Origin of the sequence: Streptomyces griseiscabiei (assembly GCF_020010925.1) — a bacterium.
Taxonomy (GTDB): Bacteria; Actinomycetota; Actinomycetes; order Streptomycetales; family Streptomycetaceae; genus Streptomyces; species Streptomyces griseiscabiei.
Window position 1 is genome coordinate 2,640,630 of the sequence record NZ_JAGJBZ010000002.1, and the last position, 24,846, is coordinate 2,665,475.

Genomic DNA, 24,846 nt, shown 5'->3' on the forward strand with positions numbered 1-24,846 from the left:
GACGCGAGTACGCGGAGGGCGAGAGGCCCGGCGCCCCACTTGTGGACGCGGGGCACGCGAAGGGCCTCCCGGGACATGGCCCCGCTCACCGCGCGGTGAGCCGGGCCTCCGCCGCGCGCCAGGCCGCCGGGTCGCCCTGCGGCTCGTACCGCACCAGCGGCTGGGTACGGGCGAGGAGGCGCCGCATGGCGGCCCGGTCGCCCACCAGACCGTCGGCGCGGGCCTGGACGAGGACATTGCCCAGGGCCGCCGCCTCCGCCGGACCCGCCACCACCGGCAGCCCGCAGGCGTCGGCGGTGAGCCGGCAGAGCAGCGCGTTACGGGTGCCGCCGCCCACGATGTGGACCACGTCCACGGGGTGGTCGGCCAGCGCCTGGGCCTCGGCCACGGCCTTGCGATGGGCGAGGGCGAGGGAGTCGAGGATGCAGCGGGTGATCTCGGCGGGCGTCCCCGGAACCGGTTGCCCCGACTCCCGGCACGCCTCGGCGATCCGCTCGGGCATCCGGCCGGGCGCGAGGAACGCCGAGTCCCCGGCGTCCACCACCGACCGCAGCGCGGGCACCCCCGCCGCGGCGCGCAGCAGCTCACCGAGATCCGGGTCCCCCCACTCCCGTACGCACTCCTGCAGCAGCCACAGCCCCATGATGTTCCGGAGATAGCGGACCGTGCCGTCGAGCCCCAGCTCATTGGTGAAGTTGGCGGCCCGGCTCGCCTCGGTCAGCACCGGGGCGTCCAGCTCCAGGCCGGCCAGCGACCAGGTGCCGGTGCAGATGTACGCGAACCGCTCGCCGGTCGCCGGGACGGCGGCCACCGCCGAGGCGGTGTCGTGCGAGCCGACCGTGGTCACCGGCACGGGACCGCCGAGCCCCGTGGCCTCCAGCACCTCGGGGCGCAGCAGCCCCGCCGGGTCGCCGGGCCGCCGCAGCGGCGCGAACAGCCCCAGATCGACCCCGAGCCGCTCGGCCACGTCGTACGACCAGTCGCCGGTCCGGGGATCGATCAGCTGCGTCGTCGAGGCGTTGGTCAGCTCGGTGCCCTGCTCCCCGGTCAGCCAGTACGCCAGCAGATCGGGGATGAGCAACAGCCGCTTGGCGTAAGACAGTTGAGCGGAGGAGCGGGCCGCCGCCAGCTGGTAGAGCGTGTTGAAGGGCGCGTACTGCAACCCGGTCGCCGCGTACAGCTCGGCGGCGGGCACGGTGGCCCACACCTTCTCCGCGACACCCTCGGTCCGGGCGTCCCGGTAGTGCACCGGATTGCCCAGCAGGGCCCCGTCCGCGTCCAGCAGCCCGTAGTCGACGGCCCAGCTGTCGATCCCGACGGAGTCGACCCGCCCGTCGCCGAGGGCACCGGCCGCCCTCAGCCCGTCGAGGACCCCCGCGTACAGCGACAGCACGTCCCAGCGCAGCCCCTCGGGGGTGCGCACCGGCCGGTTCGGGAACCGGTGGGCCTCCACCAGCTCCAGCGAGTCCCGCGCCGCGCGGCCGACCATGACCCGCCCACTGGACGCGCCGAGGTCGACCGCCGCGTACGACGCCACGGACGTGCTCATCGGAGGAAGGCGGCGGCCACGCCGGCGTCGACCGGGACGTGCAGACCGGTGGTGTGGGTCAGCTCCCCGCCGGTCAGCGCGAACACCGCGTTGGCCACGTGCTCGGGGAGCACCTCGCGCTTGAGGATGGTCCGCTGGGCGTAGAACTCGCCGAGCTTCTCCTCCTCGATCCCGTAGGTCGCCGCGCGCTGGGCACCCCAGCCGGCCGCGAAGATCCCCGAACCGCGCACCACACCGTCCGGGTTGACGCCGTTGACGCGGATGCCGTGCTCACCCAGCTCGGCGGCGAGCAGCCGCACCTGGTGCGCCTGGTCGGCCTTGGTGGCGGAGTAGGCGATGTTGTTGGGCCCGGCGAAGACCGCGTTCTTCGAGGCGATGTAGACGATGTCACCACCCAGCCCCTGCGCGATCATCACACGGGCGGCCTCACGCGACACCAGGAACGACCCGCGGGCCATGATGTCGTGCTGCAGGTCCCAGTCCTTCGCGGAGGTCTCCAGCAGCGGCTTGGAGATGGAGATCCCCGCGTTGTTGACGACGAGATCGACGCCGCCGAAGGCCAGCGCGGCGGCCTTGAACGCCTCGGCGATCTGCCCCTCGTCGGTCACGTCGACGGTCACGGCGACGGCCTTGTCCGCCCCGCCCAGCTCCTCGGCGACGGCGGCGGCGTTCTCGGCGTCGAGGTCGGCGACGACCACACACGCCCCCTCGGCCACCAGCCGGTGCGCGATGGCCTTCCCGATCCCGCTGCCCGCACCGGTCACCAGCGCGACCCGGGTCGCCAGCGGCTTCGGCTTCGGCATCCGCTGGAGCTTGGCCTCCTCCAGCGCCCAGTACTCGATCCGGAACTTCTCCGACTCCTCGATCGGCGCGTACGTCGACACCGCCTCGGCGCCCCGCATCACGTTGATCGCGTTGACGTAGAACTCGCCGGCGACCCGCGCGGTCTGCTTGTCCTTGCCGAAGCTGAACATGCCCACGCCCGGGACCAGCACGATCGCCGGGTCGGCGCCGCGCATCGCGGGGGAGTCGGGCAGCGCGTTCCGCTCGTAGTAGGCGGCGTACTCCTCGCGGTACTCGGCGTGCAGCTCCTTGAGCCGGGCGATCGCGGAGTCCAGGTCGGCGGTCGGCGGCAGGTCGAGGACCAGCGGCCGGACCTTCGTCCGCAGGAAGTGGTCGGGGCAGGAGGTGCCCAGCGCGGCGAGCCGGGGGTGCTCGGCGGCGGCCAGGAAGTCGAGGACCACGTCGGAGTCGGTGAAGTGCCCGACCTGGGCCCTGTCCCGCGAGGCGATCGCCCTCACGTGCGGGGCGAGAGCGGCGGCCCGCTCGCGACGCGCGGCGGCTTCGAGGGCCTGGTACCCCTCGACGACGGGCCCGAAGGGCTCCGCCTTCCCCTTCTCCTGAAGGAACCGCTCGGCGGTCCGGATGATGTGCAGCGAGTTCTTCTCGCACTCCTCGGCGGTGTCACCCCAGGCGGTGATGCCGTGGCCGCCGAGGACGCACCCGACGGCCTGCGGGTTGGCCTCCTTGATGGCCGCGATGTCCAGCCCCAGCTGGAACCCGGGCCGCCGCCACGGCACCCACACCACGCTGTCCCCGAAACACTCGGCGGTCAGCTTCTCCCCGTCCACCGCACAGGCGAGCGCGATCCCGGAGTCCGGGTGCAGATGATCGACATGGGCGGCGTCCACGAGCCCGTGCATCGCCGTGTCGATCGACGGCGCCGCGCCGCCCTTGCCGTGCAGGCAGTAGTCGAACGCGGCGACCATCTCGTCCTCGCGCTCCACCCCCGGATACACCTCGACCAGCGCCCGCATCCGGTCCAGCCGCAGCACGGCGAGCCCCGCCTCGGTCAGGGTCCCCAGGTCACCGCCGGACCCCTTCACCCACATCAGCTCCACATCACCCCCGGTGACGGGATCGGTGTCGGTCCCCTTCGCGGACGCGTTGCCACCGGCGTAGTTGGTGTTCCGGGCATCGGCACCGAGCCGACGCGACCGGGCGAGCAGGGCTGCGGCTTCGGGATGGGTTGCCATGTGCGATCAATCCTTACGGTGAGATGGGTACGGGGTTCAGCTCGGGGGTCGGGGTGCGTCGCCGGGTGCGGGTCCGTGGGGCTTCTCGCGCAGTTCCCCGCGCCCCTGAAAAGCAGGGGCTGCGCCCCGTGCTTTTCGTCCCGAAAGGGCCGCAGGCCGCTTTCAGGGGCGCGGGGAACTGCGCGACCGGCCACGAACCGGCCCGCAGCCCGCGACGAACAAGAACAGGCAGACGGAACCCGGAGATCAGGCCCCCCACCCCGCCTGTTCCCCACCCACCCGCTCCTCGACGATCTTCGCCGCCCACCCGGACGCGCGGTAGGCCTTCAACGGCTCGGGGTCCAACCCCATCTCCTCCCGCACCTCCCGCAGCAACGGCCGCACATCCGTGTTGTACGCGTCCATCACGACCGCGTTCGCCTCCAGCACATCCCCGTCCCGCTGAGCAACAGCAAGGGCCTCCCGGTCAACGAGCAGCGCCTTCGCCGTCGCCTCCTGCACATTCATCACCGACCGGATGATCGCCGGGATCTTCGCCTCGATGTTGTGGCACTGGTCGAGCATGAACGCGACCTCGGGAGTGAACCCACCCCCACGCACCACCTCGTACATGATCCGGAACAGCTGGAAGGGATCGGCCGCCCCGACCATCAGGTCGTCGTCCGCGTAGAAGCGCGAGTTGAAGTCGAACGCCCCGAGCTTCCCCTCCCGCAGCAGCGTCGCCACGATGAACTCGATGTTGGTGCCCGGCGCGTGGTGCCCGGTGTCGACCACGACCTGCGCCTTCGGCCCGAGCTTCAGGCAGTGCGCGTAGGCGGTGCCCCAGTCCGGGACATCGGTCGAGTAGAACGCCGGCTCGAAGAACTTGTACTCCAGCAGCATCCGCTGGTCGTCCCCGAGCCGCGCGTACACCTCGGCGAGGCCCTCGGCCAGCCGGTCCTGCCGCTCACGGATGTCGTCCTGGCCGGGATAGTTCGTACCGTCCGCGAACCACAGCTTGAGATCGCGCGACCCGGTCGCGTCCATGATGTCGACGCACTCCAGGAGATGATCGACGGCCTTGCGCCGGATCGCCGCGTCCGGGTGGCAGACGCTGCCGAGCTTGTAGTCGTCGTCCTGGAACGTGTTGGAGTTGATGGCGCCCAGCTTCACACCACGCTCCCGCGCGTGCTTCGACAGCTCTGCGTACCCGTCGGAGCCCTCCACCTTGTCCCACGGGATGTGCAGCGCCACGGTCGGGGCCACGCCGGTGAACTCGTGGACCTTCCCGGCGTCGTCCAGCTTCTCCCAGGGATCACGCGGGACACCCTGTTGGGCGAACACCTTGAAGCGGGTTCCGGAGTTCCCGTACGCCCACGACGGCGTCTCGACGGCCTGGGTCTTGAGGGCGGCCTTCACCGCGGCGAGCTCGGTCACGTCAGGGCTCCTACCGGCTTCGATGTCTGAAACGATTCAGCACCGGAAACTATGAGTGCCTCGCCGGACTGTCAAGCCCTGTGCTCAATACCGTTCTCCGTGACCCTGTTGTGACCACTTCTATCGAAAGAATTTCGACCGGAACCCATTGACGTGACATGCGACTGATGCCTAACGTCCCGGCAACCTAGTTGAAACCTTTCACGACGGAGTGAGGCAGCTTCTCCGCTAGCCACCGGCCGTCGTCGAGGAGCCTCCATGACCCACCGGTCCGACACGGGTCCGGCCCCCGTTCTCGCGCTGAAGGGCGTCTCCAAGTCCTTCGGCGCCGTACGCGCCCTGCGGGACGTGTCCCTCGAACTGTTCCCGGGCGAGGTGCACGCACTCGCCGGGGAGAACGGCGCGGGCAAGTCGACCCTGATCAAGAGCCTCGCCGGGGTGCACCGACCGGACTCCGGTCAGGTGCTCCTCGACGGCGAGCCCACGGTCTTCCACGGCCCGGCCGACGCCCGGGACGCGGGTATCGCCGTGATCTACCAGGAGCCCACGCTCTTCCCCGACCTTTCGATCGCCGAGAACATCTTCATGGGCCGCCAGCCACGGCGCGCCCTCGGCCGCATCGATCACAAGGCCACCCACGCGGCGACCCTCGCCCTGATGCAGCGGCTCGGTGTCGAACTCGACCCCGACCGCCCGGCGCGCGGACTGTCCATCGCCGACCAGCAGATCGTCGAGATCGCCAAGGCGCTCTCCTTCGACGCCCGCGTCCTGATCATGGACGAGCCCACGGCGGCCCTCACCGGCAGCGAGGTGGCCCGGCTCTTCGGCGTCGTCCGCACCCTGCGCGAGCAGGGCTCCGCCGTCCTGTTCATCTCCCACCGGCTGGAGGAGATCTTCCAGATCTGCCAGCGGGTCACCACCCTGCGCGACGGCGCCTGGATCTCCAGCGAACCGATCGACGGCATGACCGAGGACGACCTGGTCCGCCGCATGGTCGGCCGCGACCTGGAGGAGCTGTACCCGAAGCAGGACGTCGAGGCGGGTGAAGTCGCGCTGAGCGTGCGGCGGTTGACCCGCGAGGGCGTCTTCACCGATGTCTCCTTCGACGTCCGCCGCGGCGAGATCGTGGGCCTTGCCGGTCTCGTCGGCGCCGGCCGCACCGAGGTCGCGCGGGCCGTCTTCGGCATCGACCGCTGGGACGCGGGCGAGGTCGACCTCGACGGCCGCGCGCTCACCAACGGCGCCCCGTCCGTCGCGATGGCCGCCGGGCTCGCCCTGGTCCCCGAGGACCGCCGCGCCCAGGGCCTGGTGATGGACATGTCCATCGAGCGGAACATCGGCCTCACCGGGCTCCGTACGAGCGTCAGGGCCGGCCTCGTCGACCGCGGCGCCGAACGCGACCGCTCCCTCGACTGGGCGGTCAAGCTCCAGGTCAAGTACGCCCGGATCGCCGACACCGTCAACACCCTGTCCGGCGGCAACCAGCAGAAGGTCGTCCTCGCCAAGTGGCTCGCCACCGGCCCCAAGGTGCTGATCGTCGACGAGCCCACCCGGGGCATCGACGTCGGCACCAAGGCCGAGGTGCACCGCCTCCTCAGTCAGCTCGCCGCCGACGGGGTCGCCGTGCTGATGATCTCCTCCGACCTGCCCGAGATCCTCGGTATGGCCGACCGCGTGCTCGTGATGCACGAGGGCCGGCTCACCGCCGAGATCCCTCGCTCCGAAGCCACCGAGGAATCCGTGATGGCCGCAGCCACCGGGAGGGCCGCCGCATGACGGTGACCACCCCTCAGAACAGCCCCGTCACCGAGGTGCCCAAGTCCAGCGGCACCCGGCTCGTGGACCGCGTCTTCAAGATGCGCGAACTCGCCATCCTGGTCGTCTTCCTGGTGATGATCGTCGTCACCCAGCTCGGCAACAGCGAGTTCCTCACCGAACAGGGCATCAAGGACCTGCTGCTCAACGCGACCATCCTGGTGCTGGTCGCCGTCGGCCAGTCCCTGGTCGTCATCACCCGCAACGTCGACCTGTCGGTCGGCTCCACCCTCGGCATCAGCGCCTTCGCCGCCGGTACCTATCTCCAGGGCGGCGGCAACGCGGTCGTGGCCGTGGCTCTCGCGGTCCTGATGGGCATCGGCTTCGGTCTGCTGAACGGACTGCTCGTCAGCCTCGGTCAGGTCCCCGCCCTCGTCGTCACCCTCGGCACGCTGTACATCATCCGGGGCATCGACTCGATCTGGGTCGGCTCCCGCCAGATCACCGCGTCCGCCCTCCCCGACGGCTTCGTCGACTTCGGCTCCGGCGGCATCTCCGCGGTGCCCTACCTGGCGCTGATCGCGGTGGCGGTGCTGGTGGCGACGGCGTACTACATGAAGCACTTCGGCAGCGGACGCGAGCTGTACGCCCTCGGCTCCAACCCGGAGGCCGCCCGGCTCGCCGGTATCCCGGTCCGCAAGCGCATCCTGGTCGCCTACACGTTCTGCGGCGCCCTCGCCGGCCTCGCCGGAGCGCTGTACCTGGCCCGCTTCGGCAACGTCGACTCCAGCACCGGCAACGGCTACGAACTCACCGTCGTCAGCGCGGTCGTCGTCGGCGGTGTCGTCTTCACCGGCGGCTCCGGCAGCGTCTACGGCGCGGCGCTCGGCGCCCTGCTGCTGACCTCCATCAACAGCGTGCTGCCCGCCCTCGGCGTCAGCTCGGTGTGGGTGCTGGCCATCAACGGCATCCTGCTCATCCTCGCCATCGCCGTGGACCGCGTCGTCGCGCTGCGGGTGGCGGCAGCCCTGAAGAAGAGGAACGCCCGCCATGGCTGACTCCACCCTGTCGCGCGCGATCCGCTGGGACACCGTGGTCGGCGCCACCCTGATCGTCGTCCTCCTGCTCTCCTTCACCACCGTCGACGGGTTCGGCAACGCCCTCAACCTGTCGTTCCTCATCGGCAACACCCTGCCGATCGCGCTGGTCGCCCTCCCGATGACCCTCCTCGTGGTCTCCGGCGAGATCGACCTGTCCGTCGCCTCCACCGCCGGACTCTCCGGCGCGGTGATGGGCGCCCTGTGGAACCAGGGCATGACCATCGAGACGATCATCCCGATCTGTCTGGCCCTCGGCGTGGTCTGCGGACTGATCAACGGTCTGCTGGTCACCAAGCTCGGTCTGTCCTCCCTCGCCGTCACCATCGGTACGCTCGCCGCCTACCGGGGCATCGCGCAGATCGTGCTCGGCTCCGACGCCGTGACCGACTTCCCCACCCAGTACCTGGACTTCGCGGCCGGCCGGATCGGCGACAGCTTCGTCCCGCAGGCCTTCATCCCCTTCCTGGTGCTGCTCGTCATCGCCGTGATCGCCCTGCACGCCACCCCGTTCGGGCGCTCCCTGTTCGCGATCGGCGCCAGCGAGGAGGCCGCGCGCTTCACCGGTATCCGCGTCAAGCGCCAGAAGCTGATCCTCTTCACCGTGACGGGCCTCATGGCCTCCCTCACCGGTATCTTCTGGGCGCTGCACTACGCCAGCGCCCGCTACGACAACGCGACCGGCCTCGAACTCTCCGTCATCGCCGCCGTGTTGCTCGGCGGCATCGACTTCGACGGCGGCAAGGGGACGCTCGGCGGCGCGATCGCCGGTGTGTTCCTGCTCGGCACCCTGCAGAACGTCATGAGCCTCCAGGACGTCTCCGCCCAGTCGCAGATCGTCGTCACCGGTGTCCTGCTCGTCCTCTCCGTGCTCGGCCCCCGGGTCGCACGCCAGATCTCCGTCGCCAGAGCCGGCCGCAGAGCGGCCTCGGCGCCGGTTGCCAAGGCGCCCACACCAGCCCCCTGAACGGCTGGCCCCCCACCGCCGATCCAGTACAGCCCACCGTTCCGTCCCTCCGTATCAAAGGACCCCTCATGCGCAAGGCAACCCTCCGTCGCTCCTGTGCGGCCCTCGCCGCGGCCACCTCCCTCGCACTCGCCCTGACCGCCTGTGGCGGCACCACCAAGAGCGACGTCAAGGACGACTCCGCCTCCGCCGCGGCGACCGGCAAGGCCGACCCGAACGCCGAGCTGAAGAAGGGCCTGACCGTCGGCTTCCTGCCGAAGCAGGTCAACAACCCGTACTTCACCTCCGCCGACAAGGGCGGCGAGGCGGCCCTGAAGGAGCTGGGCTCCAGCTACAAGGAGGTCGGCCCGTCCAGCGCCACGGACACCTCCGGCCAGGTCAACTACGTCAACACGCTCACCCAGCAGCAGGTCGACGCGATCGCCGTCTCCGCGCAGGACCCGGGCGCCCTGTGCACCGCGCTCAAGCAGGCCATGAGCAACGACATCAAGGTCGTCACCTACGACTCCGACACCAAGCCGGAGTGCCGCAACGCCTTCGTCTCGCAGGCCAGCGCCGAGGACCTCGGCCGCACCGAGGTCCAGCTGCTCGCCGAGCAGATCGGCTACAAGGGCGAGATCGCCGTTCTGTCGGCCGCGCAGACCGCGACCAACCAGAACACCTGGATCGACTTCATGAAGGACGAGCTGAAGGACCCCAAGTACAAGGACATCAAGCTCGTCAAGGTCGCCTACGGTGACGACGACGCCCAGAAGTCGTTCCAGCAGACACAGGGCCTGCTGCAGGAGTACCCGAACCTGAAGGGGATCATCTCCCCGACCACGGTCGGCATCAAGGCCGCCGCCCAGTACCTGTCGGGCTCCAAGTACAAGGGCAAGGTCAAGCTGACCGGCCTCGGCACCCCCAACGACATGCGCAAGTACGTCAAGGACGGCACCGTCGAGGGCTTCGAGCTGTGGGACCCGGCGAAGCTCGGCGAGCTGGCCGCCCGTACCTCCGTGGCGCTGGTCTCCGGTCAGATCACCGGCAAGGAGGGCGAGACCTTCACCGCCGGCGACATGGGTGAGTACACCATCGGCAAGGACGGTGTGATCAGCCTCGGCAAGCCGACCGTGTTCACCAAGGACAACATCGACCAGTTCAACTTCTGAGCGACTTAGGGGTGTTGATGAAGCGCGTGTGCTTTCTGCTGAAGGTCAGGGCGGACCGCCTCGACGAGTACCGCGAGCGGCACGCCGCCGTGTGGCCCGAGATGCTTCAGGCGCTCTCGGCCACCGGCTGGCACAACTACTCGCTCTTCCTGCGCGAGGACGGCCTCCTGGTCGGCTACGTGGAGACCGAGGACTTCGAAGCCGCCCTGGCCGGTATGGAGGCCACCGACGTCAACGCCCGCTGGCAGACGGAGATGGCGCCGTTCTTCGAATCGCTGGACGGCGCCCGCCCCGACGAGGCCATGAAACCCCTCACCGAGGTCTTCCACCTGGCCTGACCCGTAGCTCCGCCCGACCCCCCACGTCGCAGCACCCTCCCCTCCCCCTCCCCACCTCGCTCGACAACGGAGTCCCGAGATGAAGAGACGTACGCTGCTCGGCGCCGCACTCGCCGGTGCCGTGGCGACCCCCGCCCTCGGCGCCACGGCCGCCCGCGCCGCCGACCCCGGCCCGTCCGTCACCCAGACCGGCAACACCCTGCTGGACAGCCAGGCCATCTTCTTCGTGTCCTACGACGGCCTGGTCAACAACAACGCGTTCCAGAAGAACGCCCTGCTGACCTACAAGGGCTACCAGTACGCCGTCTGGTACACCGCCGACCGCAACGCCGTCGTCGGCCGCCGGGTCCTCGGCTCCGGCACCTGGTCCACCGTCAAGGTCGGCCACACCCTGCGCTACAACGACTCCCACAACGTCATCTCCATGGGCGTCTCCAGGACCGACGGCCGCCTCCACCTCAACATGGACTCGCACAGCGACGGCTTCACCTATGTCAAGTCGGTCGCCGGGCTCATGGACAACCCGGGCGGGCTCAGCTGGGTCGCGAGCCGTTTCGGTGCCCCGCAGTCCACCCTCGACGGACTCGCCCTCACCTCGCAGTTCACCTACCCGCAGTTCGTCTCGACGCCCGACGGCAAGCTCCAGTTGAGCTACCGCGCCGGTATCTCCGGCAACGGCCGCAACGCCCTCGCCGAGTACGACGGCACCTCCTGGACCAACCTCGGCGAGTGGACGTCCTCCACCGGCACGTACACCAGCGAGCACGGCTCCTCGACGGCCCGCAACATGTACCTGCACGGCATCGACTACGACCGCAACGGCCGCCTGCACGCCCTGTTCACCTGGCGCGAGCAGAACGGCGCCGTGATGTGCAACGGCGGCGGCATCACCAACCACGACACCGGCTACGTCTACTCCGACGACCGGGGCCGTACCTGGCGCAACAACGCGGGCACCGTCGTCGGCACCACCGGCGGTTCCGACAAGGTCTCCGTCACCGACGCGGGCCTGGTGGTGGACGCGCTCAACCCGGACCACTCCCTGATGAACCAGGAGAGCCAGTGGACCGACTCCGCCGGCCGGCCGCACGCCATCATCAGCTACGTCCCCGGCCGCTTCGGCCAGTGCACCACCAACTACGTCGCCAACCGCACGGCCAACGGCCGCGCCTTCCTCGTCCGCAAGAGCGCCTCCGGCCCCTGGACGAAGACCGAGATACCGGTGCCGCTCAACTCCAGCCAGCGCACCAAACTGGTCATGGACAAGTACAACAACGCCTACGCGATCTTCCCGTTCGGCCGGATCGCCGGCGCCTCGGCGGCCTCCGGGCACACCGACTGGACGATCCTGTTCGACGGCTCCGGGCTCAACGCCTTCGGCGAGGTCGTCTTCGACGAGAGCCGTATCGCCCAGGACAATGTGCTGTCCGTGATGTACCAGGTGAAGTCCAGCGGTACGACCCCCTCGGCGCTCCGCGTCATCGACTTCGCCCTGCCCGCCTGACTACCGTACGGGCGGCGTGTCCGCGCACCTGACCGGGCCGTTCCCGTGACGGTCCCGAAGGTAATGTGACCGTAGGCCCGCCGCTCCCGTACCTTCCTGGAGGTCCCTGTCCGATGTCGCAGCCGGTGGGTATCAAGGACGTCGCCGCAGCCGCCGGAGTCTCCGTCGGCACGGTCTCCAACGTCATCAACCGGCCCGACTCGGTGGCGTCCGGCACCCGCGCCCGGGTGCTGGCCGCCATCGACCGCCTCGGCTACGTCCGCAGCGAGTCGGCACGCCAGCTGCGGGCCGGGCGGAGCCGCATCATGGGGCTGCTCGTGCTCGACATGGGCAACCCCTTCTTCGTCGACGTCGCGCGCGGAGCCGAGCGGGCCGCGCGCGACGCCGGACTCGGCGTGATGGTCTGCAACAGCGCGCAGAGCGCGGGCGAGGAGGCCGAGTACCTGTCGCTCTTCGCCGAACAGCGGGTGCGCGGTGTCCTGCTCACCCCGGCCGACGCCACCGGCCGCAACATCAAGGCGTTCCGCCGCCACGGCATCCCCTTCGTCCTCGTCGACCGGGTCGCCGAGGGCACCACCGAGTGCTCGGTCTCCGTGGACGACGTCGCCGGCGGCGCGCTCGCCGTACGGCATCTGGTGGACGCGGGCCACCGCTCCATCGCGTACGTCAGCGGACCGGCGGGGCTCAACCAGGTCCGCGACCGCCGTACGGGCGCCCTCAACGCCCTGCGGGAGGCCGGGCTCGGCCCCGAGGCCCTGCGCGAGCTGCCCACCGAACGCCTCGACGTGGCCGCCGGCCGGGACGCGGGCGCCCGCCTCCTCGGCCTCGCCGACCGCCCCACCGCCGTCTTCTGCGCCAACGACCTGCTCGCCCTCGGCGTGCTCCAGGCCATGTACGCGGCCGGGGTGAGCGTCCCCGACGACCTCGCCATCGTCGGTTACGACGACATCGAGTTCGCCGCCGCCGCGGCCGTCCCCCTCACCTCCGTACGGCAGCCCGCCGTCACCATGGGCGCCCTGGCCGCCGAACTCCTCCTGGAGGAGACCGAGGCCGAGACCGCACCCACGCGGCACGAACACCGCCGCGTGGTCCTCCAGCCCGAGCTGGTGGTGCGCCGCTCCAGCCTCTCGGCGCGCTGACCGGCTGTTCAGTGGCCGCGGGGCGCCCGCGGCCGGCGTACTGATCCCCGGTTCAGCGAGAATTTCTTGATCCACGGGGTCGGCCGGGCGGAAAATGTGTGCTGGACTGGACCACGGCCTGGAATCCGTCCGCCCAAGGAGCCCTGTTGTCCGTCAGCTACCGGCAGCCCGGTGTCGTCCTCACCGACCGTCGTTTCGCCGTCCCCCTCGACCACGACGACCCGGCGGGGGAGCGGATCGAGCTGTACGCGCGCGAGGTCGTCGCGAGCGACAAGGCGGACGCCGAACTGCCCTGGCTGGTCTATCTGCAGGGCGGCCCCGGCTTCGGGGCGAACCGTTTCGTCGGCCGTGAGGCCTGGCTGGAGCGGGCCCTCGCGGAGTACCGCGTCCTGCTCCTGGACCAGCGCGGCACCGGCGCCTCCACCCCCGCCAACCGCCAGACCCTCCCGCTGCGCGGCGGCCCCGCCGAACAGGCCGACTACCTCGCCCACTTCCGCGCCGACTCCATCGTCCGCGACTGCGAGGCCATCCGCCCCGGGATCACCGGCGGCGCCCCCTGGGCCGTCCTCGGCCAGAGCTTCGGCGGCTTCTGCGCGGTCGGCTATCTCTCCGAGGCGCCCGAGGGCCTGAGCCGGGTCGTCATCACCGGCGGACTGCCCTCCCTCGACGCAGGCGCCGACGAGGTCTACCAGGCCGCCTTCCCGCGCATCGAACGCAAGGTCGCCGCGCACTACGCCCGCTACCCGCAGGACGTCGAGCGGGCCCGGCACATCGCCGAGCACCTGCTCCAGCACGACGTCGTCCTCCCGGGCGGCTACCGCCTCACCGTCGAGGCGTTCCAGTCCCTCGGCATCCTGCTCGGCCGCGGCGACGGCAGCCACCGGCTGCACTTCCTGCTGGAGGACGCCTTCGTCCGCACCCCCGGCGGTCCCGCCCTGGCCGACTCCTTCCAGGAGGAGGTCCAGGGCCTGCTGTCGTACGCGGGCCACCCCCTGTACGCGCTCCTGCACGAGGCCATCTACGGCCAGGACGCGGGCCCCACCGACTGGGCGGCGGAGCGGGTGCGCGGCCGGTTCCCGCAGTTCGACGCCGCCAAGGCACTCACCGGCGACGGCCCGGTGCTCTTCACGGGGGAGTCCGTGCACCCCTGGATGTTCGACAGCGACCCCGCCCTGCGCCCGCTCCGCGAGACCGCCGAGGAACTGGCCGGGCGGCGGGGCTGGACCCCCCTGTACGACCCGGACCGGCTCGCCGCCAACGAGGTGCCGGTCGCCGCCGCGATCTACCACGACGACATGTACGTCGACACGGCCCACTCCCTGCGCACCGCCCGCGCGATCCGGGGCCTGCGCACCTGGGTCACGGACGAGTTCGAGCACGACGGCGTCCGGGCCGGGGGACCGCGGGTCCTGGACCGGCTGCTGGCACTGACGCGCGACGACGCGTAACGCCGACCGGTTGTCAGTGCCCGGGGCTACTGTGCCGATATGACCGACCCGCAGCAGGACCAGCCGGACCAGCTCGAACCCCTGCCCGACGACTGGACGCGCGCCCTCGCCGTCGTGGCCCACCCGGACGACCTCGAATACGGCTGCTCGGCGGCGATCGCCGCCTGGACCGACGCCGGCCGCGAGGTCGCCTATGTCCTGGCCACCCGGGGTGAGGCCGGCATCGACACCCTGGAGCCCGCGCGCTGCGGCCCGCTGCGCGAGCGGGAGCAGCGGGCGAGCGCGGCCGTGGTGGGGGTGTCGGTGGTCGAGTTCCTCGACCACCGGGACGGCGTCGTCGAGTACGGGCCCGCCCTGCGCCGGGACATCGCCGCCGCCGTCCGCCGGCACCGCCCCGAGCTGATCGTCACCCTCAACCACCGCGACACCTGGGGCGGGGTCGCCTGGAACACCCCCGACCATGTGGCGGTGGGCCGCGCCACCCTGGACGCCGCCGGGGACGCGGGGAACCGCTGGATCTTCCCCGAACTCGTCGAACAGGGCCTGGAGCCCTGGGACGGCGTCCGCTGGGTCGCCGTCGCCGGTTCCTCCAGCCCCACCCACGCCGTCGACGCCACGGCGGGCCTGGACCGCGCGGTCGCCTCCCTCCTGGAACACCGCACCTACCTGGAGGTCCTGACCAAGGAGGACCCGGAGACATACGCCCGCGACTTCCTCACCGGCTTCGCCCGGAGCACGGGGGAGCGGTTCGGCGGCAGACCGGCCGTGGCCTTCGAGGTGTTCCCCCGGTGACGGGCGACGGGAGCGCCGGGCCCGGGGTGCGGCTGGAGCCCTGGTCCGAGGACGACCTCGGGCTCCTGCGGCGCGGCAACAGCCCCCGGATGACCGAGCACCTGGGCGGCCCGGAGACCGAGGAGGAACTGCTCGCCCGGCACCGCCGCTATCTCGCCGTGGCGCCCGGGCGGATGTACCGGGTCGTGCTGGCCGGCTCCGGTGAGGCGGTCGGCTCGATCGGCTACTGGGAGCACGAGTGGCGGGGCGAGACCGTCTGGGAGACCGGATGGGGGATCCTGCCCGAGTTCCAGGGCCGGGGCCTCGCCGTACGGGCCGCCCGGGCGGTCGTCGAGGCGGCGCGGCAGGCACGGACGCACCGCTCTGTGCACGCGCTGCCGCGGGTGGCGAACACCGCGTCGAACGCGGTGTGCCGCGGGGCCGGGTTCACCCTGTTCGGCGAGGTCTCCGTGGAGTACCCGAAGGGGCACTGGAACATGTCGAACGACTGGCGGCTGGAGCTGGAGCTGGAGCCGGGGCGGGACTGAGCGCCGGGGCGAGGGGGCCTCGTTAGGGTGGACCATGTGGAACAGACTTCCGAAGATCCCCTCGCCCTGCGTGACCTGCGTGCCGACTGCGGCGACTGCTTCGGTCTGTGCTGTGTCGCCCTGCCCTTCGCCCGCTCGGCGGACTTCGCCGTGGACAAGCCGGCGGGCAAGGCGTGCGGCAACCTCGGGGACGGCTTCCGGTGCGGCATCCACACCCGGCTGAAGGACGAGGGCTTCAACGGCTGCACGGTCTACGACTGCTTCGGCGCCGGGCAGAAGGTCTCCCAGGTCACCTTCGGGGGCGAGAGCTGGCGGACGGGCGGCCCCGAGCACGCCCGGCGGATGTTCGACGTGTTCCCGGTGGTCCGCCAACTCCACGAACTGCTCTGGTACTTGACGGAGTCGCTGACCCTCCCCGTCGCCGGCCCGCTGCGTGGAGACCTCCGCCGCCTGCGGGACGAGACCGTGGCGCTGACCACGAAGTCCCCCGAGGAACTGCGGGAGCTGGACGTCGCCGCGCACCGGGGCCGCGTCAACGAGCTGCTGCTGAAGGTGAGCGCGCTGATGCGGGCGGGCGCCGGGCGCAAGCGGAACCGGCGGGGCGCCGACCTCATGGGCGCCCGTCTCAAGGGCGCCGACCTGCGCGCGGCCGACCTGCGCGGCGCCTACCTCATCGCCGCCGACCTGACCGGCGCCGATCTGCGCGGGGCGGACCTGATAGGCGCCGACCTCCGCGACACCGACCTCACCGACGCGGACCTGACCGGCGCCTTCTTCCTGACCCAGCCCCAGATCGACGCCGCACGCGGCAGCGCCGGCACCCGGTTGCCGGACTCAGTCACCCGCCCCGGCCACTGGACGGGGTGAGGCCCCCTCGGGGCCGTCCGTGCCTTCGCCTGCCCGCCGCCGCACGGTCAGCCGCAGCCCGTCCGGCATCAGGGTCAGCCGTTCCGCGACCCGCAGCCGGTACGCCGGATCCGGCCGCAGCTCGTAGCGGCGCAGCAGCAGCCCCAGCACCAACGTGGCCTCGTGCAGCGCGAACTGACGGCCGATACAGGCCCGCGCCCCCGTCCCGAACGGCTTGAACGTGTGCGGGGCCCGCGCGCGGACGGCCGCCGCGTCGAAGCGGTCCGGGTCGAACCGCTCGGCGTCCGCGCCCCACACCTCCGGGTCCCGGTGCAGCATCGCCGTCAGCACCAGCGCCCAGGCACCCCGCCGCATCGGATGGACCCCGCCCAGCACGGTGTCCTCCCGGGCCTCCCGGGAGAAGGCCGGCGCCGTCGGCCACAGCCGCAGCGCCTCGTCCAGCACCCGGCGCAGATACCGCAGCCTCGCCACCTGCTCGTAGCCGGGCCGTGCGGCGCCGCCCCACACCTGGTCCACCTCGGCGCGGGCGCGGGCCGCCAGGCCGGGATGGAGGGCGAGGTAGTGCAGGGCGAAGGAGAGGGCGCCCGAGGTGGTCTCGTGCCCGGCGACCAGGAAGGTGATGACCTGGCGCCGTACGTTCTCGGCGGAGAGCCGCTCCCCGGTCTCCGGGTGCGCGGTCTCCAGCATGCGGTCGAGCAGATCGCCGTCACCGCCCCCGCCGCCCTTGCCGGCCCGGCCGCCGGACGCCTGCCGGGCCCGCACCACCGCGTCGACCGTCTCGTTCAGGAAGGCCATGTCCGCCTGGTTGCGCCGGGCGGCGCCGCGCAGCAGCGGCAGCAGCGGGTCGGGGAGGATGTTGCGGCGCTGCGCGTAGGTCAGGGTGCCGACCATCGCGGCGACGAAGGGGTGCGGCCGGTCGCGCTCGAAGGAGCCGAAGTCATGGCCGAAGCCGGTGCGGGCGATCGTCTCCAGTGTCAGCTTGGTCATGTCGCCGGGCACGTCCACGGTCTCGCCCGCCGCCCCCGCCCGGTCCCAGTGCTCCGTCAGCCGCTCGGCGACGTCGAGCATCATCGGGTGGTAGCCGGCCATGGCGTCCCGGCTGAAGCCGGGGGCGAGGACGTCGTGCGCCAGCTGCCAGTTGGGCTCGTGGTTGTACGCCGTGAAGAGTCCGTCCCCGGCCACCGGGCGCAGATTGGCGACACCGACGCCGACATGCTTGGCGAACCGCGACTCGTCCGCCATCTCGGCCGCCAGCGCGGCGCCCCCGACGAAGACGACCTCCTTGCCGAACGCCTTCCGCCGGAAGATCGGCCCGAGCCGGCGCCCGAGGCGCACGGACTCCTGGACCGGCGTCCGCACATTCGTGCCCAGCGCGTCGCCGACGACGGGTATCCGGTACGGCGGGTGCGGGATGCGGTGCAGCTCGGGCCAGCCCAGTTCGGCGCTGCGGAATCCCCTGACAGCCGTCGCCCCTGTCGTCGCCGTCATGACCACATCTCCCTCACGCGCACGCCGTGGCGCGGCCGTCACGGCTGTTGTACTCGGGTTCAATAGCGGTTTCAGTCTCGTCCCGTTGTTGAACCCACGTCAAGTAAGGTGCCGGTATGGCAGCCAGGCAGGGAGAGCGCCCGCGGCGCCGGCTCAGCACCGAGGAGCGGCGCGAGCAGCTCCTCGCGGTGGGGGCCCGGCTCTTCTCGGAGAGCGCGTACGACGACGTGTGGATCGAGCAGGTGGCCGAGATCGCCGGCGTCTCCCGGGGGCTGCTCTACCACTACTTCCCGAACAAGCGGGTCTTCTTCGCGGCCGTGGTGGAGCGCGAGAGCGAGCGGATGCTGCGGATCATGCACCCGGCACCGGGCCGGTCGGCGCGCGAGCGGCTCGGGAACGGCCTGGACGCGTTTCTGCTCCATGTCGAGGAACACGCCCACGGCTTCCGGGCCTTCCACCGCGCGGACGCCACCGGCGACCAGGCCGTGCGCAGGGTCTACCAGCGCGCGCTGGCCGCGCAGGAGGCGCAAATCCTGGCGGCGCTCGCCTCGGACGCCGAGTTCGCGGCGGCGCTCGACGCGCGGCCGGAGACCCGTCTCGCGGTGCGTGGCTGGCTGTCGTTCACCACGGCCGTCTGTCTGGAGTGGCTGAGGGGCGCGGAGTTCTCCCGCGAGCAGGTGCGGGACCTCTGCGCGCGGGCGCTGTTCGGGGTGCTCACCCCCTGAGCCGGTGCCCCGGTCGGTTCGCCGCGGGGAACGAGAAGTCCACGGACTGGACGCCGGTGGTTGGCGTACGCCCCGATCTTCGATAGGTTAGGCAAGGCTTACCTAAGGGAGGTTTGGGATGGGTGACCGTCACACCTGGACGGCCGCGCCCGCCGCGGCGGAGCGTGCCCGCTCGGTGCTCGCGGCGGCATGGTCCTGCGCGGTGACCGCCGAGGGCGGCCGCGAGGAGTTCGTCGGCGCGCACAGCGTCACCGAGGACGGCCGGGTGATCCTGTGCGTCCCCGAGGACAGTACGCTCGTCGCCGCCGCGATCTGCGCGCCGCGCGGCGAGCCGTCCGCCGTGCTGGAGTTCGCCGACGTGGCGCCCGTCCCCGTGCGCAACCGCATCCGGGCCCGGCTGTGGATCGCCGGCTGGTTCGCGCCGAAGGACGGCGACCTGGAGTTCAAAGCCACCCGGATCGTGCTGCGCGAGCCGTCCGGCGCGGTCGTCGTCGACCTCGACGAGTTCGCCGCCGCCGCACCGGACCCGCTGGCCACGGCCGAGTCCCGGCTGCTGACCCATCTCGCCGACGCTCACCCCGACGCCGTCGAACGCCTCACCCGGCTCGTCCCGCACGACAGCCTGCACGGCGCCGTTCGCGTCCAGCCGCTCGCCGTCGACCGGCACGGACTGACCCTGCGCATCGAGCGGGCCCGCGGCAACGGCGACGTACGGCTGACGTTCCACAAGCCCGCGAACGACATGGCGCAGCTCACCGAGCGGATGCACGTCCTGCTCTCCCAGGCGAGCGCCGCGTCCTGCCCGCGCGCCCTACAGCGGCAGCGCACAGACGGCGACGGGTGAGGTGAACGGCGCGCCCGCGCGCCGCAGTTCACCGCTGCCGGGGTCGACCCGGAAGACACTCACCGCGCTCGACCGCTGCAACGCGGCGAACAGCAGCCCCCCGTCCGGCGACAGCGCGATCTGCCGCGGGAAGTCCCCGCCGGCCGGCACTGTGTCGAGCAGCCGCAGCCGGGCGCCGTCCGCCTCCACCGCGTACCGCGTCAGACTGTCGTGCCCCCGGTTGGCGAGATACGCATGCGAGCCGTCCGGCGTCACGACCAGCTGCGCCGGGTAGTTCGTGCCCGCACCCGTGCCCGTGGACTGCGGGGCGCCCGGGGTGAGCCGCCCGCTGCCCGGATCGTAGGCGCAGACCACCACCGTGTCGTCCAGCTCGTTGGCCAGATAGGCGTACCGGCCGCCCGGATGGAAGGTGAGGTGCCGCGGTCCCGCGCCGGACCGGGTGCGCGCCCGGGAGACCTCGGTGAGCGTGCCCTCGGACTCGTTCAGACGGTAGGTGTAGACCGTGTCGGTGCCCAGGTCGACGGCGAGGACATGACCGCCGTCGGGGCTGGTGACGACCTGGTGCGCGTGCGGCCCGTCCTGACCGGGGCCCGGCGCCGGACTGCTGTGCACCACCAGATCCGTGCGCTCGCCCAGCGCCCCCGACTCCTCGACCGGGTGCACGGCGACACTGCCGGTGCCGTAGTTCGCGCTCAGCAGCCACCGGCCGCTCGGATGCACCGACAGCTGACACGGCGCCTCGCCGCCGCTGCTGCGGGTGCCGAGCACCTTCCGGTCGGACAGCCGCACGGCGGTCACCCCGCCGTCGGTGCGCTCGTTCACCGCGTACAGCGTCCGCCCGTCCGGGTGCACGGCGAGATACGACGGGTCGGGGACCCCGGTGATCGTCCCCTTGCCCACGACACGGCCGCCGCGCGCGTCGTACGTGGCCACGCCGATCCCGGTGCCGCCGCCCTCGGCCGAGGTGTACGTGCCGATGTAGAGCGGCCGGGGGCCCGAGCGGGCGGCGGAGGGGGAGGTGGACGCGGACCCGGTGCCGGTCTCCGTAGCCGGTGAGGGGGCTGTCGGGGCGTTCACCGCGGGGGAGGACGCGGCGGGGCCGGCCGCCTCGTCGGAGCCTCCGCAGCCGGCCGCGCCGACCGGTACGGCCGCCCCCGCCAGCAGGCCCAGGACACGGCGCCTGCTCCAGCCGCCTCGGTCCGCCGCCTCACTCGTCATTCGTGCACCTCGGGTGTCGCTCGTCGCTGCCGTCACCACCTTGACGGGTACGAGCACCTGAGCGCAAAGGCGGGGCAAAGACGACGGCGGGCGTCGCGTGCCGTGCGACGCCCGCCGTCACCCCGGCGGGGGTGGCCGGGGCCGCTACCAGTCACCGTCCTGGACCGGCTTGCCCGGCGCGTCCCCGAGCGGCTTCACCTGGCCGGGAGCGGGCGCCTGCCACGGGTCGAGGTCGTCGCCGAGCCAGTCACCGACCGGCTTCACCGTGCCGAGGGCGTCGGCCGGGTCGAGGTCGTGGCCGTCCTCGTCGTAGTACGCGAACCAGGGCAGCCCCGCCCGGGTGTACGCCGCGCGGTCCACCGGGGACGGCGGCGGTGCCTCACCGGTGATCCGGCGCCACTCGGGAGGCGTCACCAGATGCACGAAGACCCGCCCGGCGGGCTGCTCGGTCCAGCTGCCGCGCGGCCAGGTGTCCCGGTAGACCTCCTGACGCATCGAACCCCCGACACCGAGACCCATCGCGGCGGGCGCCCGGCGCGGGGCGGCGGGAGCGCTGCGCGCACGGGCCGCCCCGGGAGCCGCCATCGGCGCGGCCGTGGGCGCCGCCGTCGGGCCGCCGGTCGACGGGGGCGGCATCGGCGCGGCGCCCGGCGGCATCGGTACCGGACCCGTGCCGGCGAAGAGGGTGGTGGTGCTCAACTCGCCGAGCGACCGCTCCCGTTCGGCCCGCAGCCGCTCCTCCTCCCGCCACCGTGCGAGCCGCTCGTCGCCGAGCGGGAACGACTGCAACTGGACCCCGCCGAACACCTCCTCGCCGGTGACCTGGCCCTCGACCGTCGCGCCGAGCCCGAGGGGGACGGCCACGAACTGCCGGACCGTGCCCTTGCCGGAGTTGATGCCGTCCAGCCACGGCTGACGCGGCAGCACCACATAGTTCTGCGGATCACGGACGAGCGAGCCGCTCCACGGCCTGCCCGACACCGCGCACACCTTGCCGACGCCGACCTGCAGCGCGGACGGTTCCGTGGAACCGCCGAAGTGCAGCCACATCGCCTCCCGCAGATACACGGGGAGCATCACCCCGCCGCGCGCCCGCATCTCCTCGGGAGCGGTGTCCGGAAAGTCCTCGACCCGGCGGATCGGGAAGTCGCCCAGTCCGGGCGGGAGTTGGTGTGTCCCCGTCTCCGGCAGGCGCAGGGTGCGGATGAAGCGCACCCGTACCCCGCCCGGCAGTCGCAGCGTGGTCCCGTCGATCCGTACGGCGCCTTCGGTCATTCCGTACGCTCCCCTCGATGGCGTAGGACGTCAGGTGGACGTCACCTAGTACGTCCGGCGAGGCCGGAGCGGTTCCGGCCGCGGGGGCGCGCGACGCGCACGCGGTCGCGCAGGCGCGTGAGCCGGGGGGAGCGCTCGCGCTGTTCCCGGGTGCAGCGGTCGAGCTCCTCCAGCAGCCGCTGCGAGCGGTGCTCGGTGTCCAGTTCGTCGAGCATGCGGTTGACCTCGGTCAGCACGGCGCCGTGCAGCTGCCACTGGCGGGCGTCGCGCCGGACGTCCTCCAGCAGCAGCCGGGCCAGCTTGTCCCGGGTCGCGACGGCAGTCGACAGCTCGGCGGTGAGCCGGGCCTCCGCGGACTCGGCGCTCCGGCTGACATCGGTGGTGACCAGCACGGCGAAGCTGACCACCGCGTCACCGATCTCGGCGAGCAACTGCTCGACGGCGGCCCCCACCCGCGGCGAGAACAGCGGGCTCGGCTCCCGCTCCTTGGCGAGGTCGGTCAGGGTCCGGGCCAGCACCCGCAGGACCACCGTGCAGATCTCCAGCGTGTCCAGCCCGGTGCGCAGCACGACCCGGTGCAGCAGCCCCTCCCGTACCCGCGGATTGAGCTTCAGACTGTCCTCCGCCTGCTGGAGGGCGGCGTCCACCTCGACGATGTCGAAGTCGAGCTTGCGGGCCTCGTGGAGCCGCGCCGCCGCGGCCTGAGCCGGGGTGCGGCCCGCGGCCTCCTCGCCGACCCGGATCATCAGCCGCCGCATCCGCCGCGCCAGGTCCTCGATGGACTCACCGGCCGCCTCCACCCACACCGGGGGAGCGAGCAGCAGATTGAAGGCGAGCCCGACGACCGCGCCGATCAGCGTCTCCAGGACCCGGTCCCAGGCCGTGTCGCCGACCCTGGTCACCCCGAGCACCAGCATCGCGCTGATCGCCACCTCGGGCACGAACTCGCTCACCCGCACCAGATGCCCCACCGCGAGCGAGGACAGGATGATCATCGCGAGGCTCCACCAGGTGAGGCCCACCAGGGCGCTGAAGCCGATGGCGATGACGACGCCGGCGACCACCGCGTTCACCCGGCGGATGCCCGTGGTGATCGTGGAGTAGAGGGTCACCTGGACGACGAGGAGCGCGGTCAGCGGTGCCGTGAGAGGTGCGGCCTCCGCACTGAGCTGCAACGCCACCACATAGGCCACGGTGGCCGCTGCCGCCGACCGTACCGCCTGCACGATCACCGGATCCTGCCGCCACTTCCGGACCCGTGCGTCGATCAGGGCTCCCACGTCACTTACGTCTCGCATCCTTGCGCTGTTCCCGTTCCACCTCCTGGTCGAACTCACGGGCGGGACGCTCAGTCGTACAGCCGGTCCAGGAATCCGGACAGATGGGACACCGTGCGGGCGATCTGCTCGTCCAGGGTGAGGCTCTCCTCGAACCGGCTCCCCGTGTCGAGCGGCTTCCTCCCGCGTACGTACAGCGAACACGCCAGGTCGGCGCACATGTACACACCGACCGAGTTCCCCTCGCGTCCGGCGGCGCCCGCCTTGCGTGCCGTCATCAGCGAGACCCCGCTGCCCCGGTGGGTCGTCAGGCACAGCGAGCACATGCTCCGGTGCAGCAGGCCGCGCTGCGCCGAGGGGAACCGCAGGGTGACGCCGACGGGCCGGCCGGCGCGCTCGGTGACCAGATAGCTCCGGTCGGGCGCCCCCGGGTCCCGCCAGCCGAGGAAGTCCAGGTGCTCCCAGGGCCGTCGCTCCAGATCGCGGGGGAGGGCGATCCGCTTCGCCTCGCCCTTGGAGCAGTTGACGAACGAGCCGCGGATGTCCTGCTCGGTGAGCGGCTTCATGGTGGTTCCTCCCGGGAGGGTCGACTATCGGATACAGCCTAGGGTCACTAGGTTTTCTCCTAAGTTAGTCTCCTGCCCGGCGGGGGGCCAATGGATTTCAGAGCAGGGGTCGAGGCGGCCACACGCCGGGGTCCAGCACCCCCGACGCATAGGCGCGGGCCACCAGTTCGGTGCGGCCGGTGGCGGACCAGCGGGCGGAGAGACGGCGCAGGTGGTAGTTGACGCCGTCGACGGTGAGACCGGTGTCACGGGCGGCACGGGCGGTCGTGGCGCCGCCCGCGAGGAGGGCCAGGATGCGGGCCTCGGTGGGGCTCGCCGGGGGAGCGGGCGTCGGGTCGGCCGGCGCCGGGAGGTCGCCGAGGACACGGACCAGGACCAGGAGCGACGGGGTGACGTCGGGGCCGTCGCTGATCGGGTCGGCGGTCAGTTCGCCGTGCCGGCGCCCCCCGTCGGAGGTGTCCCAGCGCACCGACACCGGGTAGCGCGAACGGTGCCGGAGCCGCAGCGCGTGCGCGATCCGCTCGACCTGCGTCGCCTCCTGCGGACGGAACAGCTCCAGCACCTCACGCCCGCGCAGGCTCCCCGGAGTCGTGCCCCACTCGGTCGCCATCGCGGGGTTCGCCAGCACCACGGAGCCGTACACGTCGCAGACGGCCACCGGCATCGGGATGCGGTCGAAGAGGGCCATCGCCCGATTCCTCCACAGGACGGCGTCTCCCTGCCGCAGCTCCACCCCGGTCCCCGCCCCTCGCTCGCCGCCGCGCAACCCCGTAACGTGGTCCGCTCCTACACAATCATGTAGTGCGATGGCACGAGTCAGCGGCCCTCGGCGGCAACCCTGGAACGCGGTACCCCGTACTTCCGCAC

The 24,846-nt window shown here is 71.9% G+C and carries 22 protein-coding genes; 13 read left to right on the forward strand and 9 right to left on the reverse strand.

Annotation, left to right across the window (positions count from 1 at the left end):
* Positions 1-85 precede the first annotated feature (85 nt).
* The 3 genes from J8M51_RS28795 to rhaI all read right to left on the reverse strand — a co-directional run bounded on the left by J8M51_RS28795 (position 86) and on the right by rhaI (position 5,001).
* Positions 86-1,549 carry a rhamnulokinase gene (locus J8M51_RS28795; RefSeq protein ID WP_086757023.1) on the reverse strand — a complete coding sequence of 488 codons (1,464 nt, stop codon included), beginning with the start codon at positions 1,547-1,549 and terminating at the stop codon, positions 86-88.
* Positions 1,546-3,585 (reverse strand): bifunctional aldolase/short-chain dehydrogenase, encoded by a 2,040-nt coding sequence (locus J8M51_RS28800; RefSeq protein ID WP_086757021.1) that lies wholly within the window; start codon positions 3,583-3,585, stop codon positions 1,546-1,548. Before J8M51_RS28800 ends, J8M51_RS28795 begins: the two co-directional genes overlap by 4 nt.
* Before the next feature lie 246 nt (positions 3,586-3,831).
* A complete protein-coding gene (rhaI, locus tag J8M51_RS28805) occupies positions 3,832-5,001 on the reverse strand; it encodes an L-rhamnose isomerase (protein ID WP_267299564.1) in 1,170 nt (389 codons plus the stop codon).
* A gap of 258 nt (positions 5,002-5,259) precedes the next feature.
* On the opposite strand from rhaI, the gene J8M51_RS28810 reads away from it, so the two are divergent.
* From J8M51_RS28810 to J8M51_RS28860, 11 genes are all read left to right on the forward strand, one after another.
* On the forward strand, positions 5,260-6,777 hold the full coding sequence (locus J8M51_RS28810; RefSeq protein ID WP_086755069.1) for a sugar ABC transporter ATP-binding protein: 1,518 nt from the start codon (positions 5,260-5,262) through the stop codon (positions 6,775-6,777).
* Entirely contained in the window at positions 6,774-7,814 is a 1,041-nt protein-coding gene (locus tag J8M51_RS28815) for an ABC transporter permease (protein ID WP_086755068.1), read from the forward strand. The genes J8M51_RS28810 and J8M51_RS28815 overlap by 4 nt, the downstream gene beginning before the upstream one ends.
* On the forward strand, positions 7,807-8,820 hold the full coding sequence (locus tag J8M51_RS28820) for an ABC transporter permease (protein WP_086755067.1): 1,014 nt from the start codon (positions 7,807-7,809) through the stop codon (positions 8,818-8,820). Before J8M51_RS28815 ends, J8M51_RS28820 begins: the two co-directional genes overlap by 8 nt.
* Before the next feature lie 68 nt (positions 8,821-8,888).
* Complete coding sequence (gene rhaS, locus J8M51_RS28825; RefSeq protein ID WP_086755066.1) at positions 8,889-9,971, forward strand: rhamnose ABC transporter substrate-binding protein; 1,083 nt, start codon at positions 8,889-8,891, stop codon at positions 9,969-9,971.
* 17 nt (positions 9,972-9,988) lie between these two features.
* Complete coding sequence (locus tag J8M51_RS28830; RefSeq protein WP_086755065.1) at positions 9,989-10,309, forward strand: L-rhamnose mutarotase; 321 nt, start codon at positions 9,989-9,991, stop codon at positions 10,307-10,309.
* Between the two features lie 79 nt (positions 10,310-10,388).
* On the forward strand, positions 10,389-11,813 hold the full coding sequence (locus tag J8M51_RS28835; protein WP_086755064.1) for a BNR repeat-containing protein: 1,425 nt from the start codon (positions 10,389-10,391) through the stop codon (positions 11,811-11,813).
* Between the two features lie 113 nt (positions 11,814-11,926).
* Positions 11,927-12,952, forward strand: a complete 1,026-nt coding sequence (locus J8M51_RS28840) for a LacI family DNA-binding transcriptional regulator (protein WP_086755063.1) — start codon at positions 11,927-11,929, stop codon at positions 12,950-12,952.
* Positions 12,953-13,098: 146 nt separating this feature from the next.
* Positions 13,099-14,400, forward strand: coding sequence for an alpha/beta fold hydrolase (locus tag J8M51_RS28845; protein ID WP_086755071.1), 1,302 nt, complete (start codon positions 13,099-13,101; stop codon positions 14,398-14,400).
* Positions 14,401-14,439: 39 nt separating this feature from the next.
* Complete coding sequence (locus tag J8M51_RS28850; protein WP_267299565.1) at positions 14,440-15,192, forward strand: PIG-L deacetylase family protein; 753 nt, start codon at positions 14,440-14,442, stop codon at positions 15,190-15,192.
* On the forward strand, positions 15,189-15,719 hold the full coding sequence (locus tag J8M51_RS28855; protein ID WP_086754382.1) for a GNAT family N-acetyltransferase: 531 nt from the start codon (positions 15,189-15,191) through the stop codon (positions 15,717-15,719). Before J8M51_RS28850 ends, J8M51_RS28855 begins: the two co-directional genes overlap by 4 nt.
* A gap of 36 nt (positions 15,720-15,755) precedes the next feature.
* Positions 15,756-16,586, forward strand: a complete 831-nt coding sequence (locus J8M51_RS28860) for a pentapeptide repeat-containing protein (RefSeq protein ID WP_256964160.1) — start codon at positions 15,756-15,758, stop codon at positions 16,584-16,586.
* Here J8M51_RS28860 and J8M51_RS28865 read toward each other — a convergent pair.
* Positions 16,554-18,074, reverse strand: coding sequence for a cytochrome P450 (locus tag J8M51_RS28865; RefSeq protein WP_086754384.1), 1,521 nt, complete (start codon positions 18,072-18,074; stop codon positions 16,554-16,556). The genes J8M51_RS28860 and J8M51_RS28865 overlap by 33 nt on opposite strands.
* Positions 18,075-18,190: 116 nt before the next feature.
* Here J8M51_RS28865 and J8M51_RS28870 point away from each other — a divergent pair, with 116 nt between their 5' ends.
* Together J8M51_RS28870 and J8M51_RS28875 are read left to right on the forward strand one after the other, a co-directional pair.
* Entirely contained in the window at positions 18,191-18,799 is a 609-nt protein-coding gene (locus tag J8M51_RS28870) for a TetR/AcrR family transcriptional regulator (protein WP_086754386.1), read from the forward strand.
* Between the two features lie 118 nt (positions 18,800-18,917).
* Positions 18,918-19,643: a DUF2470 domain-containing protein gene (locus J8M51_RS28875; RefSeq protein WP_086754388.1), complete on the forward strand. Its 726-nt coding sequence runs from the start codon at positions 18,918-18,920 to the stop codon at positions 19,641-19,643.
* Here the strand turns inward: J8M51_RS28875 and J8M51_RS28880 are convergent.
* The 5 genes from J8M51_RS28880 to J8M51_RS28900 all read right to left on the reverse strand — a co-directional run bounded on the left by J8M51_RS28880 (position 19,611) and on the right by J8M51_RS28900 (position 24,667).
* A complete protein-coding gene (locus tag J8M51_RS28880; protein ID WP_267299566.1) occupies positions 19,611-20,861 on the reverse strand; it encodes a lactonase family protein in 1,251 nt (416 codons plus the stop codon). The two genes, J8M51_RS28875 and J8M51_RS28880, sit on opposite strands and share 33 nt — an antisense overlap.
* 144 nt (positions 20,862-21,005) lie before the next feature.
* A complete protein-coding gene (locus tag J8M51_RS28885; protein WP_267299567.1) occupies positions 21,006-22,136 on the reverse strand; it encodes a hypothetical protein in 1,131 nt (376 codons plus the stop codon).
* A 41-nt stretch (positions 22,137-22,177) separates the two neighbouring features.
* A complete protein-coding gene (locus tag J8M51_RS28890) occupies positions 22,178-23,434 on the reverse strand; it encodes an FUSC family protein (protein ID WP_086754376.1) in 1,257 nt (418 codons plus the stop codon).
* A gap of 50 nt (positions 23,435-23,484) precedes the next feature.
* Positions 23,485-23,979, reverse strand: coding sequence for an FBP domain-containing protein (locus tag J8M51_RS28895; protein ID WP_086754374.1), 495 nt, complete (start codon positions 23,977-23,979; stop codon positions 23,485-23,487).
* Between the two features lie 97 nt (positions 23,980-24,076).
* A complete protein-coding gene (locus J8M51_RS28900; protein WP_179202978.1) occupies positions 24,077-24,667 on the reverse strand; it encodes a PAS domain S-box protein in 591 nt (196 codons plus the stop codon).
* Positions 24,668-24,846 lie beyond the last annotated feature (179 nt).